We start from the raw sequence: 15,023 nt of genomic DNA, 5'->3' as shown, positions 1-15,023 counted from the left end.
GCGTTGTGCGCGGCGCTTTATGACGGATAGCACCCAAAGGAATCACAACCATGGCTCATCTCGTCGAAACTATGGCCTACGCCGGAGCAACTCCTTGGCACGGCCTTGGCAATCACCTCACTCAAAAGCAACCCATCGAAGTTTGGCAACGCGAAGCCGGCATGGACTGGGAGATCCAGGAAAGCCCCGTCCTCTTCAAATCAGAGACCATCGGCCACCTAGGCGCGATCCATTCCTTCCCCGAACAGAAGGTGCTGTTCCGTTCGGATACCAAGGCGCCGCTGTCAGTCGTTTCCCAGCGCTACCACACCGTGCAGCCTCGGGAAGTCTTGGAGTTCTATCGTGACCTCACCGAGGTCTCCGGCTACGAGCTGGAAACGGCCGGAGTGCTCAAGGGTGGGCGCAAGTTCTGGGCGCTGGCGCGTACCGGTCAAGGTGCTGCGCTCAAGGGTAACGATCAGGTCAACGGCTACCTACTGCTGGCCACGTCCTGCGACGGCACCCTGGCCACCACGGCAACACCCACCACCGTGCGCGTAGTCTGCAACAACACCTTGACCATCGCCCTGGACGGCACCAGCCGTGCGATCAAAGTGCCGCACAACACGCGTTTCGATCCAAAGGCGGTGAAGAAGCAGCTCGGCATTGCCGTCTCGCAATGGGACGACTTTATGTACCGCATGCGTGCGCTGGCCGAACGCAAAGTGCAGTGGCATGAAGCGCTGGGCTTCTTCATGAGCGTGCTGTGCGAGACCAATCCGACCGGCGCACTGCCGGAGGTACTGCCCAACGAACGCGCCCTGCGAAAGGTTCAGGAGCTGTACGAAGGTCGCGGCCGAGGCAGTCAGCTGGACTCGGCTCGCGGTACCGCCTGGGGCCTGCTTAACGCCGTAACCGAGTACGTCGACCACGAACGTCGCGCCCGTAGCAACGAGTACCGCATGGACTCGGCCTGGTTCGGCCAAGGGGCGCAGATCAAGCAACGTGCTCTGGACACCGCCCTGCAACTTGTCGCCTAACCGGTTGCTTCCTCCACCCCAAAACGCCCGATCAGCCTCGTTGCTGATCGGGCGTTTCTATTTCTGCAAGGTGAACGCTATGAACGCTACTCCGTTGCGCAGCACTAGCAAGGCTCGTCCAGCGCTGCGCCTGATCAGCACCAAGGAACTGCCTCGTGAAGATTGGCTGGCGGTGCGCAAACAAGGAATCGGCAGCTCGGATGCCGGCGCTGCGGTGGGTCTAAATCCCTACAAATCGCAGTTGGAGCTGTGGCTGGAGAAAACCGGTCGAGACACCACACTGCCAAAAGCCGACCCACATGATGAAGAAAGTCCGATGTACTGGGGCAACGTGCTGGAACCAATCGTTGCCTGGCACTACAGCAAGCGTACTAAGAAGAAGGTGCGACGGATCAACGCCGTACTGCAGCATCCGAATCCGGATATGTCCTGGATGCTAGCCAACATCGACCGTGAGGTGATCAGCGCGGACGACGTGCAGATCCTCGAATGTAAGACCGCCGGCATAAACGGGGCACGTCTCTGGGAGAAAGGCGTACCCGAGTATGTAGAACTGCAAGTGATGCACCAACTCGCAGTCACCGGCAAGCAGGCGGCAGATGTGGCGGTGCTGCTCGGCGGTCAGCACTTGGAGATCCATCGCATTGAGCGAGATGAGCAGATGATCGCCCGCCTGATCGAACTGGAGCGTAAGTTCTGGACCTACGTGGAAACCGATACCCCGCCGCCAGCCGACGGCAGTGCCTCGGCCGAGGCGGCTTTGCGCTGCTTGTACCCGGAGGACAACGGTCAGACCGTCGACTTCAGCGGCCATGCAGGATTGGCGGAGGCCTACTTAGAGCTCAAGGCCGTGCGCCAATCCATCGGCGAGAAACAAACGCGCGAGGCCCAACTTAAGCAGATGCTGCAGCAAGCCATCGGCGAGGCCACCCGAGCGGAGTTTTCCAGCGGATATATCAGCTGGAAGAAATCCAAGGGCTGCACCGTGCTCGATGTCGAACGCCTACTGAAAGAGAAACCTTACCTGCAGGTTCGCTACGCCAAAACCAAGGAAGGCAGTCGCCGCTTCCTGATCAACTGACTCCGCTATTCCTTACTTCCCTCCCCTTGGCCAGTCCACGCAGTTAGCGCTGCGTAGCTGGCCTTTTTTTCATTTTCAGGAGAACCATCATGTTGAAAGGCTTAGCCCTAACGCCGCCCGTGCTCGGACGCATCTCCATCGGCAAAGTCATTGAAAGAAACGGTAAGCGCCTGCCGGAGAAAGATGATCAGTTCACCATCACATCCCAGGTACAAAGCAGAGATGGCTGGCTGCTACATCCACTCAACGACGAACTGCGCCAGAGTAAGGAAGACAAGCTGCGCAGTATTCCTATACGCCTATTGTTCAACGAACCGGAGCTGAATTTCCGGGCCGATTACACCCTGTTCGACCGGCAGTCCGGGCGACCGATGTGCGTGGGCAATGGTGAAACCTGCAAGCGCGCTGCCCAGGACGGCATACAGTCTCTGCCCTGCCCTTCGCCCGATGCCTGCCCACTAGCCAAAGGCGGTGCCTGCAAGCCTTACGGCCGACTGAATGTGATTATCGGTCATGAGGATTCGTTGGGTAGCTTTGTGTTCCGCACCACCGGATTCAACAGCATCCGCACCCTGGCCGCTCGACTGCATTACTTCCAGGCCATCTCAGGTAATCGACTGGCTTGCCTGCCGCTGGAGCTGCGTCTACGCGGTAAGTCCACCCGGCAAAGCCATGGCACGCCGATCTTCTATGTCGACCTCACCATACGCGCTGGCATGGATATGGGTGAAGCGCTGCAGAAGGCGAGCGAGCTGGATACACAGCGGCAAACAGCAGGTTTCGATCAGAGGGCTCTAGATGACGCAGCTCGCCGAGGCTTCGGCAACGGCGCCTTCGAGGACAGCGAGGAGGACAGTCACGTCGTGATCGAGGAGTTCTTCGTAAACTCGGAGCCCGCCAGCACCTCTAGCCAGGGTGAATCGCAGCCAGCTCCCAACTCCCTCGCGGGAAAACTAGAAGTCCTCACCTCGCAGGCCCACTGAATCAAACCTATCGGTGCCGAGTACATCGCCAGGCACAAGATCTTGGAGACCCGCCATGTCGCTACTGCGATTTTTGCTCTGCTTGTTCATATTCGTCGGCGCGCTTGCAGCCGCCGGGGCGCTGGTGCTGAGTATTCTGCTCATACTGCGCTTCCCACCGCTGTTACTGGTCGTGGTGCTGGCCTGCTGGATCCTGAGTCGCTTGCTCAGACTAATGTCCCCCAGTCGGGGCAATCCTACCTGAAATATTCCAAGCAACCGTCAGCGGCCATGCGCACGGCCGCTTTTACCAGGAGAATGAATCATTCTTCGATACTGCTTGATCTGCGACTCCAAGGCCGTCCTGACTAGGGAAGCAGCCAAAGGCATCGCCCTGTTGCTCGGCCTGGCTGACAGCGCGTTGCGAGAAGTGCAGAAAGCGAATGAGAATACCCAAGCGCCAGGCAGCCATCTGCTCATCAATGGGTTGGCCGCTATCACTCCCGCGTATCCATCGGCGTTGCGGGTAGCCGAGGATGTCGCCAAATATCACTTCGCGGGGTTCAACTGTTTGTGCCTACGCTGTGGTGCTCTGTTCGACGAGCCTGGGGAAAAGAATCCTCTGAAACAACAAAGCAACCGCCGTGACTGAGCCCATCAGTCGCGATCAAGCCTAGTGACAAGACGCTCCACCATGTCCATGACGAAGTCGCGGTCATGCGCCTCCAGCCTAGACAGCAAGTCATAGAGCCTCCGCGCCTGGTCCTCTGGGCGTGAACTCCCCTCGGTCAGCAGGTCAGCCGTTTCACAACGAAAAACCGCTGCCAGCTCCACCAAACGCTCGATGTTGGGCATAACGATCCCTCGCTCGATACGGGATACGGCCTCGCTTCCAATCCCAAGCTTTTCCGCAACCTGCTCCTGACTCAGCTTGCAACGAGCACGCTGGCGAGCAATTGCTTGGCCAACAAGCTCCGCCAACTGCTTCGATTCGGTTTTTGACATGCCGCCCTCCAGTTCAACCTGGATGGTTGAGCATCAACCTGTTGACATGAAGGACTTATCAAACCGAGACTCACCCTAAAAGGTTGGTAATCCACCCTTTCTCAAAACCACTATCTCTTGCAGGGAGCTCAGAAAACCCATGACCGTCGTAACAGGTCTGAATGAAGCGCAGATTGAAGGTCTCGTGAAAAGTAAAGCGTCCTTCGAGATCCATGGTCTCAGGGGCAATTTCATGGCAGGTATCAAACTGGTTGAAACCAAGATTGAAAGCCAGGGGCTGAAGTGTCGAGTCAAAAGCGATGTGAAAAGTGCAGTGGTACAAGGCGGCGCACTCGGCGCCGTATTCACCGTCCTGACAACACCTGCAACATTGACCATAGCGACATTAACGGCTGCAGCAGGCGTAGGTCATACGCTCGTTACGTACAACCCCGACTACGAAATCATCAAGGACTACGTCAACAAGCGGCTCAAGGTTGTTTACAAGAAATAGCAGCTTTGCTCAGCCCCCTCGTCAAACCCTTCATAGTAAGAAATAAACCATGAAACGTATCCTCAGCATCCTTCTTCTCGCGTCCTGTGCTCACGCCAACGCTGAGATCTCCGCGTACCAAGGGACAGCGGCTTTCTTTCCAGACGAGAAATCGACTCACAACCTCCCGGAAGCGATTCCATGTGTCACTCGCCCTGCAGCAACTGGCCAACCCATGCTCTTCTGCACTTGGCTCACCAGCACGCGGTACGTGGATATCTGGGATGCTCAACGCCAGCAAAATGTCCGCATCACCAACAAAGTCAACGGCATGTGTCAGCGTGGTAACTGTCGAATCCAAGGTGCGGATGTAGGTAACTGGAAGGAGGACACTCCGTTCCAACTCTCGATCTGGTATCGCATAGGCAGTAGCACTGACGGCAAGCCAGTCGCCTACCGTACCAACGCCACTCGTCAAGTGTCGTACGTCGAAGCAGGCAGTCTACTGATGAAGTTCTACCTGGATGCAGGTGTCCCGGACAATGAACTGGCTTCGACCTTCGACAAGCGCTACATCGGTGGCTGGGCAGCATGGAATCAGGAGAAGGGGGACACTGCATCAGCAACGACGAATACTCCGACTGCTTCCCAGTCCAGATGGCCAGAAGTCAAAAGTGCCTGGTGTAACCCACGAGCCGATGATGAGTGCTACATTAACAACAAGAAGGTGTCAGTATCTGAACTGGGTAAGTGGTTGCCGGACATCAGCGAATCGAATGCCGACCAGCTAGGCGGCCACTGTGAAACCATCATCTGCTTTGGCAAGGATGACCAACCCATCGGCTATCTACTGCAATAACGACGCCAAGCCACATAGTGGGCCTTCAAAGCAATTCATTGAGTAGTGAATAAGGGGGAGATGTACATCTCCCCTTTTGTACTCATTTCTTTTTTGCCGATACCATTACTGCGTCTATCCTGCGAGCGCCAACTGACATTACCCTCTACTGGTATCGAATCCGCGCTGACGCCCCCCGTAGGACTTTGTAGCCACCTTGCACAGGTAGCTAGCTCGGTAGAACAGCGCTGGAAGCTCATCCACATCACCACGACGGACACTCTGATCAATCCGGTACTCAGCATTTTCCGGGATGTGTACCAGTCCTCTGACCTCGTCGACTGACAGTTCCAACGCGCCAGCCCAGGATTCTTCCATGCGGCTCATCATGTTGACCCTCTCTGAACGCAGCCGTCCTACCGTGTAATAGGCGTTACCGTTCAGCAAAATCAGTACGTGGTAGTGCTGCTTACCTTCCTGACCGACCTCCCTCGACCAGACGTACCTGACCTTGCAACCACGAGCGTAGCCATCACGTTGACGCACTTTGTCTTGGTGGTATCGGATCTTCTTTGTGAAGGACTCGAAGAACCTGCTGATGACCTGGTTCGTATAGGCGTAGTCCGGCAGTTCGATCTGCTGAGGAAACCTGAGATCCACTCTGAATGCCAGCACCCTCGGATACTCAGCCATAGCCAATTCAATGGTGTGCTTGAGAGCAGACAGGTACTCCCGGATGAAAGGCCCTTTCTCGGCCATCACGGGCAGACTTTCGAAAGCATCGCTGTAATGTAGGCGGAGGTTTGCATTGTCAGAATGACGAAGCGGGTAGTGGCAGGGCGTATCTGGATGACTGAACATGGTTATGAGTCCTCAGTGGTGAGTTTCATAACCAACGCCTGCGAAGTTTTAATTTACCACTTACCTTTCCTACCTGATTACCCTCGGCTGGTGACGGAGTACGAGCCCTTCGGCAATGGTTCGCTGCCTGTAGCTCGCTATACCTTCAGGTACGCTGGATCTAGTCGAGGGTATATACCCTACTATCATCTGAGAAACCCTTTAGGTAGCGATACCTGGTAAAGCATACTACCCGCACCGCAAGAGCGCGCGCTGGCCGGCTCGGAAAAATCCATCCCGCTCACCAAGCTACAGCGGCATCTTTTGCTGGCATCCTATTCCGGAGATAAACCAGCCTAATGGGCCATGCCTCTGGAGTGGCTTTCGCCAGCCCACGAAGCCGGATTACCAATAGAGGGAGCCCTGATCTCCCTATTTTTTTGCCCTCAAACAGCGCAAGGGCTCTAGATTGTAGCTACAACGATCACAGTACGACTTGCGAATAGGCTTTTCCCGCGTCACGACGACCTCTTCACCTAGAAAAAGAGGCCGTAGGCATTGAGAAACCTCCGTAGCTGCCTGCCTGAAAGGTCTGAATGACCGTGGCACCAATACCTGGATGTGAATTGAATAGGTGCCCGAGTCCGTGTAAACACCGTGGCAAGCCAATCGACATGGACCTCCCAAGAGATCTGCACCAACAGAGCTTGATCGTTTGCTATCGCCGTGGAGCACACATTGCTGTATATTTATACAGCGATGTCAGTTGTGAATGCGCAACTGGAGCTATTCACCAGTTCGGGTTAAGCTGCGACTCATGAAAACTACCTCATCAAAAATCAGTCGAGTCGCATCTGTTCATTTCTCTGGACACGAAACGTTTCCATTGCGTCAGATGTGGCTCAAAAAAGCTTTCGACCAAGCGAGCGGCGACGGCCTGATTCCAAAGACAACCTTTACTACTGAAAGCTCTATTGCCGCTTTCGGAGTAGGTAAGAACATGGTTGCTTCCATTCGGCATTGGGCCTTGGCATCCGGCGTCATGAATGATGAAGGCGATACCTTTCGCGTAACGAGACTCGCCATGGAGATACTCCAAAGTGGAGGCCTTGATCCTTACGCGGAGGATCCTGCTACAGCATGGCTTGTTCATTGGCAGCTAGCCGGGCGGCGCTACCGTTCAACAACATGGTATTGGCTATTCAACCATGTAACCGCGCCAACCTTTACACGCCAAGAGCTCGAAGAGCCTCTGACCGAGTACGCTCGCAGCCTCGATCCTAAGCATCGCCTTTCAAGCGCGACCATATCGCGAGATTTGGAGACATGTTTGCGCAGCTATGCCCCCAGAACCGCAGCCGGTTCGCCCGAAGATTTTGCCGAGCCCTTACTCGCTGAATTAGGTCTGCTCCAAGAGGTTCACAAAGGCCAGTATGCTTTCCGTCGAGGCCCTAAAGCGTCCCTTCATGACGGTATTTTCACCTATGCGCTCATCGACTTCTGGAATAGAACCGCAGGGAGTCAAAGCTCGCTGGCCTTTGAGACTATTGCGTACGCAGAGGGTTCTCCCGGCCGCGTCTTCAAACTAGACGAAGAATCAATCGCTCAAAGACTGATTTCGCTGGCCGACTTAACCGGAGGCAAGCTTGCTTGGACCGACTCCGCCGGCCTTCGCCAAGTGCACAGAAAAGCGCTATCCAATGAAGATCAAAAAGAAATGGCCAGGCGCGCATATGAGTGAGAGAAAAGAGTTAATGCTCTCGGATATTGTTCACATCTCGCATCAATATCAACGATCAATCCGAATAGACGCAGACATTGGTCGTTCAGACGCATTGGATGGGTATATCATCCATGCAACTGCGGCATCCGTTGTAGCTGGAATGTGCAGGCAGCTTGCAAGCACAAATCAACGAAGCTTTACATGGACCGGACCGTTCGGTGGCGGCAAGTCATCACTAGCTGTCGCCCTCGCGAGCGCGCTCCATCCTGATGAGAGCCTGCGTACCAAAGCTCGTACCGCCCTAAAACTTGACTCGAAATCAGATTTCGACCAAGCCTTTCCTGTCCAAGACGGGTGGCTAGTTGTCCCTGTCGTTGGCCGGCGTGGCAGTGTTGTAAAAGAGCTGGACGCAGCGATCCGAAAAAGTCGAGGCATGAACGTTGACGGTCGAGGCAAGCCAACGATCCAAAGTGTTATCTCTGATCTAATTGTCGAAACCAAGAGCCGCCCAAACGATGGCGTCCTGGTATTTATCGATGAAATGGGTAAGTTTCTGGAGGCATCCGCTCTAGGTTCTGGCGACGACGTCTACTTCTTCCAAGAGCTTGCTGAAGCATCTGCTCGCGCCGATGGCAGACTGGTTGTAGTAGGTGTTCTACACCAGTCATTCGCGCAATACTCCAACCGACTGGGCATCGACACTCGTGACGACTGGGGCAAGGTTCAGGGACGATACCTAGACCTTCCTTTCGTAGCTGCAAGCGACGAGGTCGTTGAGCTTATCGGCAGCGCGATCGAAGCCAAAAGCCGCCCGGAGTGGGGGCAAAAAGCATCTGATGCGATAGCCGACGCGATCCGATCTCGCCGCCCTGCAGTTGGGAAGGATTTTTCTGCCGCACTAGAACGTTGCTGGCCGCTACACCCAGCCATGGCCGCATTACTGGGCCCGATTTCTAAGCGTCAGTTTGGACAGAATGAGCGTAGTACCTTTGGTTTCCTATCATCGGTGGAGCCCCATGGCTTCCGCGCTTACCTAGAGTCCACCCCTTCAGAACAGTCGTCCTTGTATCGTCCTAGTGACTATTGGGACTACCTGCGCGCAAATCTAGAGCCTGCAATTCTAGCCTCACCTGATGGGCACCGCTGGTCCCAAGCGGTTGAGGCTGTAGAGCGTGCAGAGGCAAAGTCAGGTGACCCACTGCTTGTGGCGATAATCAAAAATATCGCCGTGATTGATCTATTCCGTAACGGCTCAGGACTTTCTGCAGATCTACCTGTCATCGCGGCCCTATTCCACGATGTACCTCGCGAGCAGATTGAGGATGCTCTGAATAAACTCTCAGCACTCAAGGTTGCCTTATACAAAACTTACACCGGCTCTTGGTCAGTATTCGAGGGTAGCGACTTTGATATCGATGCGGCTATTTCTCAAGCGCTGGCCGCATCTGCTGGAGTCGATTACGCAAAACTCTCTCAACTGATGGGCATCCATCCTGTAGTAGCCAAACGGCACTACCATGAAACGGGCGCTATGCGCTGGATGGAGCTCTCACTGCAAAGCATTGAGCAGGCCGAAAAAATCGCAAAGGCCTACACTCCGCAACGGGGAGAGTTTGGTCAATTCATACTAGCGCTTCCAGGACGCGATATCTCAGCACGCGAAGCTGGCAAGCGAGCTCAAGCATGCGCGTATTTAGAGCCCTGGCCGGTACTGGTAGGCATCCCAGCTAACCACGCCCGCATCGCAGAACTTTCGGCTGAATTAGTCGCTCTAGAACAGGTAAAAGAGCGCCACGAGCTCGGAGGTGATTCCGTAGCTCGCCGCGAAGTCTTTGCGCGCTTGGCCGCGACCAAATCTGATCTCGAAGACCAGCTACAAGCAGCTGTTTCACTTTGCAAATGGCACGATGGAGGCGACACGGTCATCGAGCCCGGAACAAAACTCTCGCCGAAGGCTTCTGAGCTCGCCGATGAGCTCTATTATTCCTGCCCACCGGTCTGGAGCGAATTAGTAAATCGCGACAGCCTCTCTAGCAACAGCGTAAAAGCCCGACGCGATTTGCTACACGCAATGATCGACGCCGAGGGCATCGAGCAGTTGGGCATCGAAGGTTTCCCAGCAGAACGCGGCCTGTTCGAAACGCTGCTTGTAGCGTCTGGTGTATACCGCAAAGAAGGTGAAGTTTGGCAGTTCTGCCCCCCACTAGAAGAAGTGCACGAAGGACTTTACGAGCTTTGGAAAGTCACGCAAAAGCTCCTCATCGACGCCAATACACGAGTAAGCGTGGAGTCGATCTACAACCGCTGGCATCTGCCTCCATTTGGCATGAAACAGGGTATTTTGCCCGTGTTTCTCACTGCTTTCTTGTTGGCACATAAAGCCAACATCGCCGTTTACAAAGACAGCATGTTTATTCCGCGACTGAGCGATGCGGATATTGACGAGTGCCTGCAAGATCCTAAGCGATTCACTCTCCGCTGGATCACGATTGATGAAGACAAAGTCCAAATCCTGGAGGGCATTTCCCACCTCTTAGAGGAAGTCGGGGAGAAAGCCGGCTCTGCAGATCCGCTTGAAGCCGCACGCGGACTAGTGGCATTGATTTTCAGCCTCCCAGATTGGGGACGGCGCACACAACGCTTAGGTGAAACAGCCAAAGCAATACGCGACATGCTGCTAAAAGCCAACGACCCACACAAAGTTCTGTTCGTCGATCTAGCGTCGCTTCTTGGAGCTGATGACGGCGAGGCCTATGTAGAAGCACTGCGTGCCCCTCTGCATGAAATCGCAGGGGCCTATCCAAAGATGCTCTCCGAGGTAGAAGCCAAGATGCTTCAAGCTCTCGATGCGTCTCTCGACAACTTGGATTCGCTCCGCGACAGAGCGAAGGCTGTGGCAGGAGTTTCCGGTAACTTTAGGCTCGATGCATTCTCTACACGACTCGCGTCTTACGATGGCAGCCGTTCCGCACTGGAGGGCATTCTGAGCTTGGCCGCTGAAAAACCACCACGCGACTGGGTCGACCGCCACATCGATGCGGCTGTGCTTGAGCTTGTCCAATTCGCCCGGCGCTTTCGCGAGGCAGAGGCGTTCGTCACAGTCAAAGACCGTCCCGCACATAGCGAAGCAATCGCAGTTGTTATAGGTGCAGGTGCGGAAACCACGACGATATCCAGATCATTCTCGATATCGGAGCGCCACCGTAAAACAGTCGAAGACAAGGCTGCTGAGCTTACCTCGATGCTGCAAGATCAAGGTTTTGAAACTGACATTTTGCTGGCCATTCTTGCTAAAACTGGAATGAACCTGGCTGGTGAGAAGGAGCAGATGGATGATTGAACGACACGTGCTAGGCTTATCCGGCGGGAAAGACAGCGCCGCCTTGGCCGTCTGGATGCGTGACCACCATCCTGAGCTAGACATCGACTATTTCTTTACTGACACCGGTGAAGAGCTTCCCGAGGTCTACGAGTTTCTAGGACGACTCGAAGGCTATTTGGGCAAACCCATCGAACGACTCAATCCTCGCCGTGACTTTCGCTTTTGGCTGCGTGAATTCAATCATTTCCTCCCCAGTGCGCAGACTCGCTGGTGCACACGTCAACTCAAATTGGCCCCGTTCGAACAGTGGGTCAAACCATGGCTCTCAGCAGGAGATAAAGTTTCCTCCTATGTAGCGATCCGAGCTGATGAGGAGTATCGCGAAGGGTATTCAGCAAAAGCCGAAAACATGATTGTGAAATTTCCATTTCGTGAGGCGGGCATTGATAAAGCCGGCGTCGTCGACATACTAGAGTCTTCTGGACTCGGTTATCCGAAGTATTACGAATGGCGCTCTCGCAGTGGCTGCACATTCTGCTTCTTCCAGCAGAAAATCGAATGGGTTCGACTCAAGGAGCGACACCCTGAGGACTACGAAAAAGCCAAGGCGCTAGAAAAGGACGCACTAGAACACGGCTCGCCTTTCACTTGGTCTAAGGGCGAATCACTTTGGGATCTAGAAAAGCCTGCGCGCATTATCGAGATCAAAGCAGAATATGAGGTTCGTCGTGCACGACTTCGCAAGAATATTCCGACGAACCCACTTCGCCCCGTGAAAAACTGTCCAGAAGACATCGACGACGTGTACGGAGACGACGAGGGAAACAGCTCTTGCTTAATTTGTCACAAGTAAAAGTCAGAGCACATCCGAAAAACTCTCAAGATCAGAGACACAAATAGCGCTTGTACTCAGTGCCAATTACCGAACTTTCATCCACCGCAACCAATACAGAAATTTTCTTGACGGAACTCGGCACTGACTGCCCCACACTTTTGATAAACAGCTCTAGCTAATACCGGCTCATTAACGACATAGCAGTCACCGGCAAAGCTCGCCCCTCCTAGCATGAGTTCACACGTAAGCGTCCAGCCAAGTCACCTTCCGAACTCCAGCATTAAGGGCGATGGTGTCCGCGTATTTTTAAGCGGACGCGATCGTCCTTAACGTTAGGATTTCCATGCGCCAACGAAGCTCTTACCCCAAACCGTTCAAGGTCCAGGTCGTTCAGGAATGCCTACAACCGGGTGCGACCGTCTCCAGCGTTGCCATCCGCCATGGCATCAACGCCAACGTCATTCGAAAATGGCTACCGCTTTACCGAGATCAGCTACCCGCGGTGTTGTCGGCGTTCGTTCCATTGAGGGCTACGCCCAAACGGCCGACTGCAGCATCGGTGATTATTGAGCTATCGCTTGGCGAGCAGTCAGTCACAGTGAAATGGCCAGTGTCCGATCCTGACGGCTGCGCCCGCTTTGTCCGGGGGCTTGCCCCGTGATCCGCATCGATAGCATCTGGCTTGCCACTGAGCCGATGGACATGCGCGCCGGCACCGAGACCGCATTGGCCCGTGTAGTGGAGGTATTCGGTGCGGCGAAGCCGCACTGTGCTTATCTGTTCGCCAACCGCCGCGCCAACCGCATGAAAGTGTTGGTGCATGACGGTGTAGGGATCTGGCTGGCCGCGCGGCGATTGAACCAGGGCAAGTTTCACTGGCCAGGCATCCACCGCGGCTCGGAAGTTGAACTCGACACCGAGCAGCTTCAGGCTTTGGTGCTCGGTTTACCTTGGCAGCGGGTTGGTGCAGCCGGTGCGATCACAGTGCTGTAGCGCCGGCCATTAGCCCATCGCTTTATCTGCGCTGATCGCCTGCTCTGGCACAATCAGCGGCATGACTTCCTCGCCCAATCTCGACCAACTGACACCTGAGCAACTGCGCGCACTCGCTGCGCAGTTGCTGTCGCAAGTCGACACGTTGGGTAAGACGGTTGAAACGATGGGCAAGAAGATCGACCGCGATCAAACCGTCATCGAGCAGCTCACCCATGAAATCGCCTGGTTCAAGCGATACAAGTTCGCCAAGCGTAGCGAGCAACTAAGCCCTGACCAGGGCAGCCTGCTGGATGATTTGCTCGACACGGACATTGCCGCTATCGAGGCGGAACTGAAAACCCTCAATCCTCCGGCGGCTCCGGCTGAACCCCGCCAACAGCCCAAGCGCGCACCGCTGCCAGCCCAGTTTCCGCGTACTGTGATCCGTCACGAGCCGCAGAACACTCAATGCACCTGCGGCTGCCAGCTGCAACGCATCGGCGAAGACATCAGCGAAAAGCTGGATTACACGCCGGGCGTGTTCACCGTCGAACAGCACGTGCGTGGCAAATGGGCCTGCCGTCAGTGCGAAACACTGATCCAGGCGCCGGTACCAGCCCAGGTGATCGACAAGGGCATCCCCACTGCCGGCCTGCTGGCTCACGTGATGGTGGCCAAATTTGCCGACCACCTGCCGCTGTATAGGCAAGAAAAGATTTTTGGGCGCGCTGGCCTGGCCATCGCCCGCTCGACGCTGGCGCAGTGGGTCGGACACACCGGCGTACAGCTCCAACCATTGGTCGACGCCCTGCGCGAGGCGGTACTGGCGCAAGGCGTGATCCACGCCGACGAAACCCCCGTGCAAATGCTGGCCCCTGGCGAGAAGAAAACCCACCGGGCTTACGTCTGGGCATACTGCACCACACCCTTCGCCGACCTGAAGGCCGTGGTGTATGACTTCAGCCCCAGCCGGGCTGGTGAGCATGCGCGCAATTTTCTGGGTCAGTGGAGTGGCAAGCTGGTCTGCGACGACTTCGCCGGCTACAAGGCCAGCTTCGAGCAGGGCATCACCGAAATTGGCTGCATGGCCCACGCCCGCCGCAAATTTTTCGATCTGCACGCAGCGAACAAAAGCCAGTTAGCCGAACAGGCGCTGCACTCCATTGCCGGGCTGTATGAAATCGAGCGGCAAGCACGGCACATGAGCGATGAAGAACGCTGGCGAATACGGCAGGAAAAGTCTTCACCAATCCTCGATGCGCTGCATAACTGGATGCTGGCCCAGCGTGATCGGGTGCCCAACGGATCAGCCACGGCAAAAGCCCTGGATTACAGCCTAAAACGCTGGTTAGCGCTGACGCGCTATCTGGACGACGGCGCCGTGCCTATCGACAACAATCAGGTCGAGAACCAGATTCGACCATGGGCCCTTGGACGCTCGAACTGGCTGTTTGCCGGGTCGCTGCGCAGCGGCAAACGGGCGGCGGCGATCATGAGCCTGATCCAGTCGGCGCGGATGAATGGGCATGATCCGTACGCCTACCTGAAGGATGTGCTGATGCGGCTGCCGACACAGCGGGCCAGCGAGATTGGCCAACTACTGCCGCATCAATGGGCACCCGCCTGAATTACGCAAGGTGAGTTCGGCAGACGCTTACAGTTCCGCGCCCCCAGCGACCGTTGATGGCGCTCATGGTGCTCACCAAGTCCGGCGTTAGCAAACATCGGGTTGCTTCTCTGTGTCATGGCGATTCGCCGCCGGCAATTTATCGCCTAGTGCTGACGAGCTGCTGTGCCAAAAAAGAGTTACGGAAGTATTCGCGGAAGGCTTTCATTGGCGCGGTACATGGCCAGATCTGCATGCATGATGAGATCGTTCGTGCATTGCCCATCTTTGGGCGCGATGGCGACCCCCAGGCTGGCTGACACGACTAGGCTGTGCCCTAGGATT

16 protein-coding genes are annotated in these 15,023 nt (G+C 55.5%); 13 read left to right on the top strand and 3 right to left on the bottom strand.

Annotated elements, in window-relative coordinates; all coding sequences use genetic code 11:
* Nucleotides 1-50: 50 nt before the first annotated feature.
* From CRN80_RS12545 to CRN80_RS12525, 5 genes are all read left to right on the top strand, one after another.
* Complete coding sequence (locus tag CRN80_RS12545) at nt 51-1,019, top strand: DUF932 domain-containing protein (RefSeq protein ID WP_098950258.1); 969 nt, start codon at nt 51-53, stop codon at nt 1,017-1,019.
* A 79-nt stretch (nt 1,020-1,098) separates the two neighbouring features.
* A complete protein-coding gene (locus CRN80_RS12540) occupies nt 1,099-2,100 on the top strand; it encodes a YqaJ viral recombinase family protein (protein WP_098950257.1) in 1,002 nt (333 codons plus the stop codon).
* An 89-nt stretch (nt 2,101-2,189) separates the two neighbouring features.
* Complete coding sequence (locus tag CRN80_RS12535; RefSeq protein ID WP_098950256.1) at nt 2,190-3,083, top strand: hydrolase or metal-binding protein; 894 nt, start codon at nt 2,190-2,192, stop codon at nt 3,081-3,083.
* Nucleotides 3,084-3,138: 55 nt separating this feature from the next.
* A complete protein-coding gene (locus CRN80_RS31635) occupies nt 3,139-3,327 on the top strand; it encodes a hypothetical protein (protein WP_098950255.1) in 189 nt (62 codons plus the stop codon).
* Nucleotides 3,328-3,402: 75 nt separating this feature from the next.
* Nucleotides 3,403-3,714 carry a hypothetical protein gene (locus CRN80_RS12525; RefSeq protein WP_256588840.1) on the top strand — a complete coding sequence of 104 codons (312 nt, stop codon included), beginning with the start codon at nt 3,403-3,405 and terminating at the stop codon, nt 3,712-3,714.
* 5 nt (nt 3,715-3,719) lie between these two features.
* On the opposite strand, the gene CRN80_RS12520 is transcribed toward CRN80_RS12525, so the two are convergent.
* Nucleotides 3,720-4,067 (bottom strand): helix-turn-helix domain-containing protein, encoded by a 348-nt coding sequence (locus tag CRN80_RS12520; protein ID WP_038609684.1) that lies wholly within the window; start codon nt 4,065-4,067, stop codon nt 3,720-3,722.
* Between the two features lie 139 nt (nt 4,068-4,206).
* On the opposite strand from CRN80_RS12520, the gene CRN80_RS12515 reads away from it, so the two are divergent.
* Entirely contained in the window at nt 4,207-4,560 is a 354-nt protein-coding gene (locus tag CRN80_RS12515; RefSeq protein ID WP_098950253.1) for a hypothetical protein, read from the top strand.
* A 49-nt stretch (nt 4,561-4,609) separates the two neighbouring features.
* Nucleotides 4,610-5,398: a hypothetical protein gene (locus tag CRN80_RS12510; protein ID WP_098950252.1), complete on the top strand. Its 789-nt coding sequence runs from the start codon at nt 4,610-4,612 to the stop codon at nt 5,396-5,398.
* Nucleotides 5,399-5,536: 138 nt separating this feature from the next.
* On the opposite strand, the gene CRN80_RS12505 is transcribed toward CRN80_RS12510, so the two are convergent.
* Nucleotides 5,537-6,238 (bottom strand): inovirus Gp2 family protein, encoded by a 702-nt coding sequence (locus tag CRN80_RS12505; protein WP_098950251.1) that lies wholly within the window; start codon nt 6,236-6,238, stop codon nt 5,537-5,539.
* 796 nt (nt 6,239-7,034) lie between these two features.
* On the opposite strand from CRN80_RS12505, the gene CRN80_RS12500 reads away from it, so the two are divergent.
* From CRN80_RS12500 to CRN80_RS12475, 6 genes are all read left to right on the top strand, one after another.
* Nucleotides 7,035-7,958, top strand: coding sequence for a DUF4007 family protein (locus tag CRN80_RS12500; protein WP_098950250.1), 924 nt, complete (start codon nt 7,035-7,037; stop codon nt 7,956-7,958).
* The gene (locus tag CRN80_RS12495; protein ID WP_256588838.1) at nt 7,918-11,280 is read left to right on the top strand and encodes an ATP-binding protein; all 3,363 of its coding nucleotides are present in this window, start codon (nt 7,918-7,920) and stop codon (nt 11,278-11,280) included. Before CRN80_RS12500 ends, CRN80_RS12495 begins: the two co-directional genes overlap by 41 nt.
* A complete protein-coding gene (locus CRN80_RS12490; RefSeq protein ID WP_097090462.1) occupies nt 11,273-12,115 on the top strand; it encodes a phosphoadenosine phosphosulfate reductase family protein in 843 nt (280 codons plus the stop codon). Before CRN80_RS12495 ends, CRN80_RS12490 begins: the two co-directional genes overlap by 8 nt.
* A 325-nt stretch (nt 12,116-12,440) precedes the next feature.
* The gene (locus CRN80_RS32105; RefSeq protein WP_073665984.1) at nt 12,441-12,758 is read left to right on the top strand and encodes a transposase; all 318 of its coding nucleotides are present in this window, start codon (nt 12,441-12,443) and stop codon (nt 12,756-12,758) included.
* Nucleotides 12,755-13,090, top strand: a complete 336-nt coding sequence (tnpB, locus tag CRN80_RS31630) for an IS66 family insertion sequence element accessory protein TnpB (protein ID WP_010562499.1) — start codon at nt 12,755-12,757, stop codon at nt 13,088-13,090. Before CRN80_RS32105 ends, tnpB begins: the two co-directional genes overlap by 4 nt.
* 61 nt (nt 13,091-13,151) lie before the next feature.
* Nucleotides 13,152-14,699 carry an IS66 family transposase gene (locus CRN80_RS12475; RefSeq protein ID WP_060772731.1) on the top strand — a complete coding sequence of 516 codons (1,548 nt, stop codon included), beginning with the start codon at nt 13,152-13,154 and terminating at the stop codon, nt 14,697-14,699.
* A gap of 179 nt (nt 14,700-14,878) precedes the next feature.
* On the opposite strand, the gene CRN80_RS32100 is transcribed toward CRN80_RS12475, so the two are convergent.
* Entirely contained in the window at nt 14,879-15,001 is a 123-nt protein-coding gene (locus tag CRN80_RS32100; RefSeq protein ID WP_157717966.1) for a diguanylate cyclase, read from the bottom strand.
* Nucleotides 15,002-15,023: the final 22 nt, after the last annotated feature.

It is taken from the genome of Pseudomonas sp. FDAARGOS_380 (assembly GCF_002591235.1).
Classification (GTDB): Bacteria; Pseudomonadota; Gammaproteobacteria; order Pseudomonadales; family Pseudomonadaceae; genus Aquipseudomonas; species Aquipseudomonas salmasensis.
The sequence above is the reverse complement of the archived record's forward strand: the minus strand, read 5'-3'. Positions and strand labels throughout refer to the sequence as shown.